General features: G+C 42.3%; 12 protein-coding genes. 4 read left to right on the forward strand and 8 right to left on the reverse strand.

The window, feature by feature from the left end; genetic code table 11:
* Nucleotides 1–47: 47 nt before the first annotated feature.
* A complete protein-coding gene (locus tag RMY27_RS18590; protein ID WP_322665672.1) occupies nt 48–350 on the reverse strand; it encodes a hypothetical protein in 303 nt (100 codons plus the stop codon).
* Nucleotides 351–890: 540 nt separating this feature from the next.
* Nucleotides 891–1,730, reverse strand: a complete 840-nt coding sequence (locus RMY27_RS18595; RefSeq protein WP_322665759.1) for a prephenate/arogenate dehydrogenase — start codon at nt 1,728–1,730, stop codon at nt 891–893.
* Between the two features lie 70 nt (nt 1,731–1,800).
* Here RMY27_RS18595 and RMY27_RS18600 point away from each other — a divergent pair, with 70 nt between their 5' ends.
* The 3 genes from RMY27_RS18600 (at nt 1,801) to RMY27_RS18610 (ending at nt 5,172) form a co-directional block, all read left to right on the forward strand.
* Nucleotides 1,801–3,372 (forward strand): pentapeptide repeat-containing protein, encoded by a 1,572-nt coding sequence (locus RMY27_RS18600; RefSeq protein ID WP_322665761.1) that lies wholly within the window; start codon nt 1,801–1,803, stop codon nt 3,370–3,372.
* A 251-nt stretch (nt 3,373–3,623) separates the two neighbouring features.
* Nucleotides 3,624–4,217 (forward strand): DUF1517 domain-containing protein, encoded by a 594-nt coding sequence (locus RMY27_RS18605; protein WP_322665674.1) that lies wholly within the window; start codon nt 3,624–3,626, stop codon nt 4,215–4,217.
* 70 nt (nt 4,218–4,287) lie between these two features.
* Nucleotides 4,288–5,172 (forward strand): hypothetical protein, encoded by an 885-nt coding sequence (locus RMY27_RS18610; protein ID WP_322665676.1) that lies wholly within the window; start codon nt 4,288–4,290, stop codon nt 5,170–5,172.
* 130 nt (nt 5,173–5,302) lie between these two features.
* On the opposite strand, the gene RMY27_RS18615 is transcribed toward RMY27_RS18610, so the two are convergent.
* The 3 genes from RMY27_RS18615 to RMY27_RS18625 form a co-directional block, all read right to left on the reverse strand.
* Nucleotides 5,303–5,581: a hypothetical protein gene (locus RMY27_RS18615; RefSeq protein WP_322665678.1), complete on the reverse strand. Its 279-nt coding sequence runs from the start codon at nt 5,579–5,581 to the stop codon at nt 5,303–5,305.
* 234 nt (nt 5,582–5,815) lie between these two features.
* Nucleotides 5,816–6,589: a hypothetical protein gene (locus RMY27_RS18620; RefSeq protein ID WP_322665680.1), complete on the reverse strand. Its 774-nt coding sequence runs from the start codon at nt 6,587–6,589 to the stop codon at nt 5,816–5,818.
* A 239-nt stretch (nt 6,590–6,828) separates the two neighbouring features.
* Nucleotides 6,829–7,236 (reverse strand): hypothetical protein, encoded by a 408-nt coding sequence (locus RMY27_RS18625; protein ID WP_322665764.1) that lies wholly within the window; start codon nt 7,234–7,236, stop codon nt 6,829–6,831.
* 67 nt (nt 7,237–7,303) lie between these two features.
* On the opposite strand from RMY27_RS18625, the gene RMY27_RS18630 reads away from it, so the two are divergent.
* Nucleotides 7,304–7,969, forward strand: a complete 666-nt coding sequence (locus RMY27_RS18630) for a class I SAM-dependent methyltransferase (RefSeq protein ID WP_322665682.1) — start codon at nt 7,304–7,306, stop codon at nt 7,967–7,969.
* Nucleotides 7,970–8,027: 58 nt separating this feature from the next.
* Here the strand turns inward: RMY27_RS18630 and RMY27_RS18635 are convergent, their stop codons facing one another.
* The 3 genes from RMY27_RS18635 to RMY27_RS18645 form a co-directional block, all read right to left on the reverse strand.
* Nucleotides 8,028–9,710 carry a fasciclin domain-containing protein gene (locus RMY27_RS18635; RefSeq protein WP_322665684.1) on the reverse strand — a complete coding sequence of 561 codons (1,683 nt, stop codon included), beginning with the start codon at nt 9,708–9,710 and terminating at the stop codon, nt 8,028–8,030.
* A 749-nt stretch (nt 9,711–10,459) separates the two neighbouring features.
* Nucleotides 10,460–10,927 carry a GNAT family N-acetyltransferase gene (locus RMY27_RS18640; RefSeq protein WP_322665686.1) on the reverse strand — a complete coding sequence of 156 codons (468 nt, stop codon included), beginning with the start codon at nt 10,925–10,927 and terminating at the stop codon, nt 10,460–10,462.
* A 190-nt stretch (nt 10,928–11,117) separates the two neighbouring features.
* Nucleotides 11,118–12,803 carry a M14 family metallopeptidase gene (locus RMY27_RS18645; protein WP_322665688.1) on the reverse strand — a complete coding sequence of 562 codons (1,686 nt, stop codon included), beginning with the start codon at nt 12,801–12,803 and terminating at the stop codon, nt 11,118–11,120.
* Nucleotides 12,804–12,900: the final 97 nt, after the last annotated feature.

A 12,900-nucleotide genomic window follows, 5' to 3' on the forward strand; every position in this document is an offset into this window, starting at 1 on the left:
CTTGTAACGACGAGTTAAAGCCTCCCACATCACACGCGGCAGTAATATTACTCTTGAGACTCCTCAGAGATAGATTCTGATTCTGATTCTGTTTCAAGTTCTTCTGTTTTAATTTTGGGGGCTGGAGGTTTAACCGGTTTTGGGCCACGCGCTAGTGCAGGATTCACCGGTTGCCTGCCCTCATCCTTATATGACGATCCTTTTTTCCCTTTGTCAGACGACCGATCACGGCTTGGTTTTGAGCTTCTAGGGTTGGATTCAATAGGGGTTACAGAATCCGAATTTTCGGAATTGCTGTCAGTGCTTCCTTGAGACTGACGTTCCGATTTTTTGATTGGACGTTCTACCATTGTTGATTTTTGTAAATTTATCTGTATGGTACATCGGTTTGGTGACTATCAGACTGTCGAGTCGCATTTTTAAAGATTTTATCGAACAGAATTCAAGAGTCAGGAGTCAGAATTTAGAATAAATTTTGTACGACACCACGACCGGCGGTAGTTGAATCTCGACTTACTTCGACTACGCTCAGTACAAGTCGCTCAATTACCGCGCAGTCTAAACTCAGTGCATCGCTGGCGGATGAATAACCGGGTTTAAGACCCCATCAAATCGTAGATTTGGTGGTGCAACAATTCAGTCGCAGGTCTGAATCCCCGAATGATAGCGAAGCGTAAAGCCTTCTCTACGAGAGGCTGCGCCAACGGCATAGCTTCTCTACGAGACGCTACCGCGAACGCTTAGAGCGAGTCTTCTCCCAAGGAGAGACGCCAAGGGCGAACGAGCATCTTGATTCTGACTCCTGAATTCTGATTTCTGAATTCTGTTTATCAATTAACTCACTAAATTAAAAAATGGGTGCGTTATCTATAGCTAAACACACCCGATAACTATTGAACAAAATCAGGTCGTGCCTGTTGCCTTGATTTGAACTTTTCCTCTAAAACTGCCCAATTTTCTTGTTCAATTAAGTTAGTCAACTCATCAAGGTTTTGACGATATTGTTGGAGCGATCGCAGCAATGCTTGACGATTATACCGTGCCATCATCACGCCCAACTCTGGATTCCCGCCACCCACACGACTGGTATCCCGAAAACCTGAACTAGCTAACTTTTGGGCTAATTGCAAAACATCGGGGTCAGTTTCGCTCAAACAAGCTGCAATCAACGAGGAACTGACCATCACTGGTAAATGGGAAATCCAACTCACAGCGCGGTCATGTTGCTCAGGTTGACAATAGTAGATATTAGCTTTGAGCGATCGCACAATTTCTTCTACAACTGTAATTGCATTAGCTGGTGTCGTAGCGATCGGTGTTAATACATAAGGTTTATCAACAAATAAATCTCGCTGTGCAGCTTCTATCCCACTGTCTGTTCTACCCGCCATTGGATGACCACCAATAAAATTATCCCAAAGGGGAGAAATATCTTTAACTATCTGTGCTTTTGCCGAACCGACATCAGTGACGATTGTAGCGGTAGGCAAATGAGCGATTAACTGTTCAAATTGGGGCACAATAAGGCCTAGAGGTGTACAAATAAATACAACTTCTGCGGCTGCTAACAGGCTTAGATCGACTGATGCTTCATCAACACTGCCGAGGGTAACTGCCTTTTGACAGGTAGCTTCACGGCGACTGACTCCTAAGATATGATGTCCTTGCGATCGCAAATCAAAGCCCAAAGATCCGCCAATCAGTCCCAATCCTAAAATCCCAATATTCATTTTTGATTTTGACATTCTGTTTTTTATGACTTTACCAACTATTAAAGTTGGCATCCAAGGGGTAGCATCGATGACTGTAGAGGAATTACTGGAACAATACGCAGCAGGAGTCTTAAACTTTAGTGGTGTTGACCTCCCAGAAGCCAATCTGAGTGGAGCAAAACTCAGTGGCGTAAATCTGAGCGATGCTAATTTGAGTATAGTCAACCTGAGTGGTGCAAATCTGAGTGAAGCTAACTTGAGCAATGCCAAGCTGAATATAGCCAGACTCAGTGGCGCGAATCTAGGCAGCGCCATTCTCAACAACGCTAGTCTCAATGTCGCTAATTTGATTCGAGCGGATCTAGGTCGTGCCCAACTCAGAAGAGCGTCATTAATCCGCGCCGAGTTAGTTCGCGCTGACCTCAGTCGCGCTGACTTGTTGGAGGCTGACCTGACCGGCGCTGATTTGCGAGAGGCGACACTCCGCCAAGCGAATCTCCGTCACGCTAACTTAAGTGAGACTATCTTGAAAGGTGCTTCCTTAACTGGAGCCAACTTGGAGATGGCCAACTTAAACGCTAGTGACCTTAGTCGTTCTGACTTGAGTGGTGCAAATTTGCGAGATGCCGAACTCAGACAAGGCAATTTCAGCCATGCTAACTTGAGCGGGGCAGATTTGAGTGGTGCAAATCTTCGATGGGCAGATTTGAGTGGTGCAAATCTCCGGTGGGCAGATTTGAGCGGCGCAAAATTGAGCGGGGCAGATTTGAGCGGCGCAGATTTAAGCAATGCCAACTTAACAAATACAAGTTTAGTCCACGCCAATTTAACTCAGGCAAAATTAATTAGAGCAGAATGGATCGGTGCTGACTTAACAGGAGCAACTTTAACTGGAGCCAAGCTATATGGCACTTCCAGGTTTGGTTTAAAGACTGAAAGCATGGTTTGTGAATGGGTCGATCTTAGCCCAAATGGCGATCGCTCCATTATCCAAAACTTCCATTCTGAAGAGTCACGAGATTTTTTTAACGAAACACCGCCAACAATTCGGATTATTGTTGATGCAGCTCTAGAACACGAAGCCAATTTTGCGATCGCTGGCGCTTACTACCAAATTGCTCAAGAATATCGGGGGCTAAAACAACCTCCAAGTATCGAAAGTGGTCGTCGCCGGACTATTTTCACCTTTCATGTAGATAGCGACGAAGCATTATTTCTCACTGCTTACATTGTCATTCTTCCCTTTTTAGATGCTGCATCTACCCAAAAGAATATTTCTAGCATTATGGAAATGATTAATAGTGAAGTTATTGCAACCCAAGACTTAAAATCGCTAAAATCACCTCATATAATGAAACAATTAAATACTCTTTTAGAACAAGCTAGAAATCAGGCTACAACAATTAAACAGATGAAAAAAAATATCGAAGTAGCCGCAAAATTAAATTTTTGTAAAGCCCCAACCCAAATGGTTTTAACGAATTCCAGCGCCCACACTTTGATTGTTTATGACCATCCCAACTTTGGGAAAAGATTTATTAATCGCTCTGCTCTCAATGCTTCAGCTTATGATATATCCAGTGATTCAACAAAAAATATATTACCTTCATTAAATATAATTATAGATTTTGTCAAAGGATTTCATTATATTAGTCATTAGTTATGAGGCATTGGGCACTTGTACTGATTTTCGACTGCGCGGTAATCGAGCGACTTGCACTGAGCGGCGTCGAAGTGAGTCGAGATTCAACTACCGCGAACGCGAACAGCGTCTCGTAGAGAAGTCGTTGGCGTGGTAACAGAGCGTAGTCAAAGTGCAGCCTCTCCAAGAGTTGTATTGGGCATTGGGCATTGAACTAATGACAAATGACAAATGACAAATGACAAAAAACAAAAATTTTGGAGGAAAAAATGAGCAATATTTTTAATAAAATGATTGGTCGAACTCGCTATGTAGTGTTTCGCCTATTTCTGCACTTAGGGGGAGGTGAAGTAGCGCCAATTTTGGGAGTATTAAATAGTGCTGGACGAGATGCGATCGATGCTGATGGCGATTTAGAAGTTTTGGGAGAAGGATTGGTAGAAATCAGCCAAACCCTGCTGCAATACGATGAATATTGGCTTTCTGCTGCCAACGAAGGTGACGTATTTTTTAATGAAGGCGAGGCAGGGGATTATGTGAATGAATTATTTACTGACTCTGCCGAAAGATATCTCAGCGAACCAGATTACAGTTCTAACTCTGGATTGAATGAACCTTTATCTATACCTGTAACCCGCAACGTCATTGTGATGATTACAGTAGCTTATGAAGGAGAAGTACCGGATTTGGAAACCGATCTTTCTAACGTTCAGGCGCTCAAGGAAGGATTGAAAGCATTGATAAATTTGCATTATAAACATAGATTAAAGGCAATTCAAGTGCATTTCTCTCCAGCACAGCTGGGCGATGAACTCACTAGCGATCAACTGTTGCAATATTATCCAGAATTGATTCCTTTGTAATTTGTTGGGTAGTCCGTACTTACTACTCGTATCGATAAATTGTTAAGCTCAGAGATAGGACAATAATCCAATGATCATGACCATAGTACGTAAATTTACAGCCGTTTTTTTAGCTCTGAGTTTGTGTGTCACAACTGTCGCTTGTGGTGGAGGAAACGAAACTACTCCTCCTGCTAAGAACGTTAGCCAAACCTCTACTAACACAAAGCTGAGTGATGGTGAGTATAAAATACAACAAGCTACTTATGACGATGCAACTGGTGAGTATAGCCTGTTTTTACTTAACAATAATCCCCCAACCTTTGCAACCGAAAATTTGCAAATGGCACGGTTAACTGATGATGAAATCAAGCAAGGTAAGAAAACCTATCTGAAGGTAGAAAAAGGACAACCGATTTTATATCTAACGGAAGACTTTAAAATAGATTACGTCCACAACGTTACCGAGAATAGAACCAATCCCCAAACCGGACAGCAAGAGACGGTTGTAGTCCGTCGAGAAAATAGCTTCTGGGCACCATTTGCTGGGTCTGTGGCTGGTGCTGTGGCAGGTCAGGCGATTGGTAGTCTGTTGTTTAGGCCCCAGTATTATGTACCCCCTGCCTATTACCCAGGACAAGGATTAAGTGGCTTTGGTGGATATGGCACAAGCTATGGCCAAGCAGTTCAAAATTACCAAACTCGATACAATACGCAACCAGCAGCCGTGAGAAATCGCACGGCATTCCGTAATACAGGGACAATTAGAAGGTCATATCCTGGAAATTCAAATGTACGCAATGTACCGCGTAGCACTACAGGTAATAACCGTCCTTCTGGTTCTGGTTTTGGTGGTAGTACGTTGCAGCCCTCTGGTAGAGCCACGTCACCCAGACGCAATTCTGGTAGTGGTTTTGGTAGTGGGCGTAGTTCAGCACCCCGCCGCTCAACTGGTTTTGGTAGCAGACGCCGTTAGAAAATTCCAAATGCAATAAATAGACTGCCTAAAAAGTTAAGGTAGTTGTACACAAAGAAGCCGGAGGGTAACAAGTCAAACCTCCGGTTTCTCTTTAATATCTATGCAATTTACGAGGAGGAATTATTAATTATTCGGTTAAATAATATGAAATACTAAATACAAATATTGCTAAGAGAACAGGAATCATTTTACTAAAGTCTATTCGCTTTTGTTGAACCATTTCTAAACAAGACATCGGAATCATCACAGGCCAGAAGATAGTTGTTACCACAAACATCACAACCGAGAAAAATTTATCTTCCGGGTTAGAAGCAGGATGACGTAGGGAAAATATTAACCAATTAGTTAAAAAATAGCAGGTCATTAATAAGTAACCAATAGTTAAAGTCAGTTGTATCTGATTCACTGTGAGTACTCCTGATGTTATGTCAACTTCACTATAGCCTCTCCTATTCTAATGAGGTATACTATGAGCCTCAATAGTGGATTTTAAATTAGTAGAAATGAAGGCATACTCACTAAGTCGTTAGACGTAAATCAATTAAAGTTTGTAGTTTTGAATAAGTTTTTTAAATTTTGGACAATGAATATTTACTATCACAATCCAAAACTTAAATTTAGTCAGTTATTAAAGCAATAATTAAGCTGTCTTAAAAAATCGAATAATTTCGCGGACATGATCCAGAAATTGCCCGTCAGTAGAAAGTTGCGCGATCGCATTTCTGGCTTCTCTTCCCAAACGCTCATGTTCTGTTTGATTTGTCGCCCGTAATTCTTCTAAATTAGCTGCAATTCGGGCTAAATCTCTGCGAGTTTCTTCGGCAAAACGTTGTTGTGTTGCAGATAAAGAATAGGGTTGTTCAGGATTGAGTTGATCTTCCAATGACTGGATTTTTTGTTCCAATATAGAGAAGCGATCGCGCAGTTCAAAAATATCTTCGCGCGGATACTTCCATTCTTGGCGAATCATCGCTAACCGCGCATATAAATACTCATAAGCGCGAATTGCTGGACGCAGAATTGTTAATAACAAAGCCGCCCCAGAACTTATATATCCAACTGTACTAATACCAGTGACAGCAAGGGTATAAAGACCAACAGCTGAGAATAAGTGTAAAGCAATAGCAACCCAGAGCGATCGCTTTGCCAATACTGTGACATACTTCACTTGTTTCTCATCGACTGGAATTCCTTTCTCAGTTGATTGTGCTGCTTCTGCTAAGACTTCTTTGGCTTGAAAATGCACATTCCACGGTACGGTAACAATTACCAACAGCCACCAAAAACTAGCACCACCAATCACCCAATCAAGAAAGTTACCTGTAGGTATGTGCAACCATTGCAGTAAGCCAAAAGCCACTAGCACCGGAACCACAATTCCAATAATGGAACTGATGAAAAAATTAATATACATTTTACCCTGTCTTTAATGAAACTATCACCTCGATTATGGCTAGTGGTTTTAAATTATACAAATATATTTGTGATGGTTTTTCTAGTTGCACATAATAAAAGAAGGGAGAAAGAATGGAATACTGCTTTGTAGAGTTTCAAGTAGATGATTGCAAAAGATTCAATGCTCTTTGTGAAGTTTTCAACGAAATTAAAAAAGATAAAGACAACGATTCTTGGCGTAATAACGTTTCCCCGTCATTATTGGATGAGATAACTGCGCCAAATTGATTGAGTGTTTTTACTACCTTTTTCTGGAATTAGCAATCGCCAAGTTTTACCTTCTTGCTGAATTTGCAGGTAAACATCAAAGGGTTTTTTGGGTTGCGTCAAGCGCCGTTTTGGTAGCTTAACAATCAAGTCATAGGTTCCCCGCACGTGAAAAGCTGGTAAATTTTCAATCGTCAGTGGTTGTTCCTGGGTAATTGATAGCCGTTTGATTTCAAATCCTTGAAAATCTAGATCCAACTGTTGGCTAAGTTTTTGTTGAGTCTGTTCTAGCCCAAGTGCGATCGCTTTTTGCACTAAATCGCTAGTTGGTAACAGTCCAATACTGCCACAAGCTGTTATTAACACCAACAATATTGCTGTCAAAACTAACCGCACCATGTTATTCCTGAGATTCCACTTATCAGCGATAGTATAACTGTAGATTCTCTCAATTCTCTCATCTACCATGCCAAAACAGTCTATAGGTCTTGATAAACAACTCTACAATTATCTTTTATCCGTTTCGCTGCGAGAACCAGAAATTCTTGAAAAGTTGCGCCAAGAAACTGCCAATCATCCCCGGAGTGGAATGCAGATTTCACCAGAACAAGGGCAATTTATGAGCCTTCTGGTGCAGTTAATTGGAGCGAAGAAAACCCTAGAAGTTGGAGTATTTACGGGTTATAGCTCACTTTCTGTAGCTTTGGCACTACCGCCTGATGGGAAGATTATTGCTTGTGATGTGAGTGAAGAATTTACTGCGATCGCCCGACGATATTGGCAAGAAGCTGGGGTTGCCGATAAAATCGATCTACGATTGGCACCAGCTTTGGAAACTTTAGATTGGCTATTGGCAACTGGGCAAGCCGAAACTTTTGATTTTGCCTTTATTGATGCTGATAAAGAAAATTATGATGGATATTATGAGCGATCGCTGCAATTAGTGCGTCCAGGTGGATTGATTGCGATCGATAATGTTTTATGGTCTGGACAAGTAGCTGATGAGCAAAATCAAGATGAAAGCACTCAAGCAATCCGCGCGCTGAACGAGAAGTTACATCATGACAAACGCATCACCCTCTCCCTTGTCCCCATTGCCGATGGACTTACTTTAGCAATCAAGCGAGCTTAATACGGCAAGAGCGCACAACTAACTGTGCGCCCTTATTGCGTGTTCTGCTTCTATTTACTTAGAAGTTGTAGCCAAGTCCTAATTGTAGCCCTACATCAGTTTCATCCATAAAAGCAGCATTTACAGCGCCATTTAACGTAAATCGAGTACCGAGAGGAATGTCTACACCACCAGTTAGCAGTAATCCAAAATCAGTATCGAGATTAGCTTCTATGGCTACGCCAGCACCCACATAAGGAGCTATAGCAAAGGTTCGTTGACCCACTTCAGCAGTTGCACGAGGAGTAAAATCCAGAGTCAAGGGAACCAAAAACAATGTATCATCCCCAAAGATTACTGCTGGTCGGACTGAGATATTGCGTGTCAGACCAATTTTGCTGAACGCTGAAAAGTTGGTGTCGCCCAAAGCTGTATCGCCACCGCTCAAACCAATGTTACCACCACCCCCGATGTAGCTAGGCCCACCAAGAGTAGTTCTACCTGGTCTAACCGGAGGCGTTGTACCATCTGTGTTTCCTGTTGGTGGTTGATTTAACTGACTGATGTTAACATCAGGCGGAATTAGGACTTGGTTAATTGCATGGATAACACCATTGCTAGCTTTCACGTCCGCCTGGAGAACTCTGGCATTATTCACCGAAACTTGACTGTTAGCGGAATCGATTTGAATATTTACAGGTCTTCCTTCATCTGTTGTCAATTCCCCTGCTGAGAGTTGACTAGAAGTTACCGCACCGGGAACCACATGATATCTCAAAATCTTAACTAACGCTTCTCTGTTCTCTGGTTGCTGTAACTGTTCTAAGGTAGCAGCAGGTAAAGCAGCAAATGCATCATTGGTGGGAGCGAAGACCGTATAAGGGCCTGGCTGTTGAAGAATATCTGATAGACCGGCTGTCTTTAATAAAGAAGTTAGAGTTGTAAAAGAACTACTAGATGCTGCCAGAGAAACAATATCGGTACTTGTAGGAGTTCCAGCTACAATGTACTGACTAGCTGGAAGATTGCTAGCAATGGGTTGCACCCGTCCTTGTCTAACTAAAGCTTGATATAAAAGTGCTGCTGCTTCAGCACGAGTCAAAGACTGTTGGGGATTGAGTTGTTTTACATCCGGGTAGTTGACAACAAGATTACCTACTGTCGCTGCTGCCACACTGCCAACAGCATACTCAGGGATAGCTGAGGCATCGTTGTAGTAATTAGTGAGAGTACTTGTATCGCCACCAGTTAAACCTAAGCCACTACTTAAAGCAACGATCCCCTGCACTCTAGGAATTTCTTGATTTGGTCTAAACACGTTCCCAGGATAGCCTGCCAAAAATCCAGTCTCGTAGGCGTTTTGAATTGCAGCAGCTGCCCAGTAGTTAGCAGGAACATCACTAAATCCACCCGCACTTAATTGCCGAACTCGGTTTTGGTTACTGAAAGCTTTTTGAATCAAGGCAGCAAATTCAGCACGAGTCACAGGCTGATTTGGTCTATAAGTACCATCAGGAAAGCCACTAATCACGTTATTCTCAGCTAGGGCTTGAATGAAGGGACGCGCCCAATAATCTGAGGAAACATCAGACAAGTTAACTGTTGAAGTAGGTGATGGTGTCGCTGGTGATGGTGTCGCAGATGGAACAGGAGTTTGAGATGAAGCTGGGGCAGAAATTACGATGGGAGTTATTGTAGCAGCTGTCATTCCCAGAACTAGCAAAGCAACCTTTGTTGATGACCAACGAGACAAACTAGACATGGAAATATCCTCTTTTCAATTTCTTGGGTTGACTATTGGGAAATACTGGATGCAAGGTTAAGTAAATACAAATATCCAGATGATTATTTGGTTCGCCTTGATATGGAAACCAAAATGAAACCCGTTAACTCTGGAAAGTTCAAATGTGGGACATTATGAGTAGCTGCTCTGATATCTCATAACATTTATCCAAATGTTTACCACATTATGTAGTATCGGATTCCTATTTGTTTGTTTTTTAAAGAACCACAGATCGCACTAAAGAGAAGCAGGCATACTGTGGTAATCTCTTCTGTTGCAACAATAAAGATAATTAATGCAGGTAGGCGATTTTATCAGTTTTAAAATTCCAGTCAAGCAGTAAAATAATTGGCTTTTAATAGCCATCTCTTTATAATTGCCGAGGAGGGTTCATGCCGTCAAACTAAATGTATCATGATCTTTAGCAAGATTTAATAAATAAAATGTCTCTTGGCGATATGATGTAGTATTATTCTTTAATCGAAATTATACAACTAACTCAGGGCTGGATTTTGAGAAAAAACTTTCACTCTTTAGATAGTTGTCCTGAATGGTAAATTTTCAAATACTAGACTGAAAATTAGCGATCGCAATCAAAATTTTCGAGCCTGATTGCCCCAAGATTTTTGGCTAAGAATTATTTTTTTCCAAAAGACTATTTTATAAAAGCGAACCCAAAGATAAACTAGAATTTTTGGAAGCTGGCTAATCTGTATAATAAATTTTGCTCACAACTCCTCTGGAGGTAGGGCAACAAATCCTGTTTTTAGTCCACGCTTGAATCCTGCTTTTTCATAGAAGTGCAACGTCTCTTCGTGTTTTGAACCACTTAGAAGCATCACTTTATAGCACTGTTGCTGCCATGCTAAAGCTAAGGCATAATGCAGCACTTGTGTACCAAATCCTTGTTGTCGATAATCGAGATGGGTAACAACATTTTCAATAATGCCGTATGGACGTGCGCCACGCGTCAAGTTGGGAACAATAGTTAAATTACATGTTGCTACTAGCTGGTTATCAACATCAGCTACAACGTAATACAAACGGGGATCATGTAAAATTCCATCCCAGATAGATTGTAAAACATCATCAGTCGGTAGAGGTGCATCGACAGGATTTAGATGCTTATATAAAGCCAAAAGTTGCGGAAGTTCGTCGCGTGTAATTAGGCGAACGGTAATTATCGGTTTAGACAAAGCTGTAAATCGGCGTAAAAATTTATCGTTGCGATAAGGCAGGAGGTAGTGTTTCGATTACGCGGCAGTTGAGCGTAGTCGAAACTCAACAACCAGGCAGGAGGCAGGAGGAAAGAAAGTTTTGGTCTAGTTTACCTCTGTTCACATAGTTTCGTTTTAAGGGAATTTTTGACAATTTCAAATGTCAAAATTATGGGAATGTCAATTCAGTGCGAGCAACTCCAGCGCGTTCATGGCGGGCTAGCAGTTTAACTGTACTACCTTGAGGCGCACGCACCACCCATTCAACTTTTGCCCGATCCTTGGTAGGATCGCTGTGCCGTCTAATGGGAGTTGAAGGTTTATAGGTTCGTCCTTCTAATTGACCTAACTCTTCACGGGACTTACCCGTTACCAAAGTTCCCCCAGAAGGCAGTTCAATTTCACAGATACAGCCCCGCACCAGCTTTTTTTCTAAGGCTTTTTGGGTGACATTAGTGGGCAACCAGCCTGTGTTATGCACAACCAATTGCACCCGATAAGTATCATCACCCAAGTTGTGGACACTGGCTTCGTAAATCTCTAAACGCGGAGATATTAACAGATGCCAAACCAGCCATTCTGGGAAGAGGGCTATTTCTTTCTCTAAAAATTCAGGCGGTGGATTTGTCCAAGCGTACATGGTATCCCAGCCGCCTAGTTCAATCTGACCGAGTTGGGGATGCTGGAAGGGATACCAATCTACGTAGCCTTTGCCTGCAAGTTTTTCATCGTTCCAACGCAGCAACTTTAGATCATCTTCTACAGGGTGTTCTTGCTGCCAATCGATGTATTTATAATCATTAATTCCAGCTTGACGCTGCGGACTCCAGACTTCTACTGTCCAGGCAAATAAACCTTGATATTCATAAGCCCAGTCGTCGAATGTACCTGTAATTACGTCTTTGGGGTCATAGCGGAAATCATGAAAGGCGGAGATAGCTGGGTATTGAGTAAGTTCAGCACCTTTAGCGCCAATGCGTTGATAAGTGCGGAGGTCATTGACGGGGAATTCATCATCGCTGAGGTGGGTGTAGGGACGGATGAGAACACCGCTAAAGGTATGAAAAGCGATCGCTCCTGTAATATTAGGATGTGTACTGATAAACTGAACAAGTGATCGCACTTCTGTTTCAGATGTAGGATAAGAACCAGACCCCGATTGCTCAGATTCTTGCCGCCACAAAAACGGAAAATTCCGGTTTAAATCTAGTCCTTGCTTAGAACGCTGAATCTGAATCTGAACTCCGTCATAATTTTCTATATTTCCTTCTGGTAGTACGCGATAATACTGACCACCTGTTTCTGTTGGTTCGCGTCGCACCAGCAGCCGTGGTTCAGTTGGACAGACTTTCCAAGCCCCATTAGCATCGGGGATTCGCATCAGTAAAATCCGACCATCGCCATCGATATCTTCCATCACTAACCCGTCGTTCCCTTCCTCATCATGGGGATAGGGACGAGTACCGGAGCGAATAAATTTCGGTTTGTCAGCCAATGCCAACTCCGCGCCATCAGGGTTAACACGGGGGCAAATGTAGAAGGTGCGGGTATCTAAACAACGGGTAAACTCTGGGTGAGTGCCGTAAGCTGTAACTAATGTTTGCAAGAGGTATAGGCAAACACTTGACGGTGCTAGTTCAGTGGCGTGGATGTTCCCATCAACCCAAAGGGCAGGTTTTTCTTGATGTGCGCCACTGGCAAAGTTGGTAACTGTCAATAGCCAGATGTCACGTCCTTCGTAACTTTTGCCAATGCTTTCTATGCGTACTAGTTGGGGGAATTCCTTCGCATAACTTTGCAGAATGCGCGTTAAGTCTTCATAACGATAGTATTTATCAAACCGAACATCTGGCATAATAAACCCCCCATATCGCAAATATAAAACCCAAAATTATTTGACTCATATTTGATTTCTGAAAAGATTCAGTACAACTCAAAAAGGCTTCTTGCCT

It is taken from the genome of Nostoc sp. DedQUE09 (assembly GCF_034530915.1).
Classification (GTDB): domain Bacteria; phylum Cyanobacteriota; class Cyanobacteriia; order Cyanobacteriales; family Nostocaceae; genus Nostoc.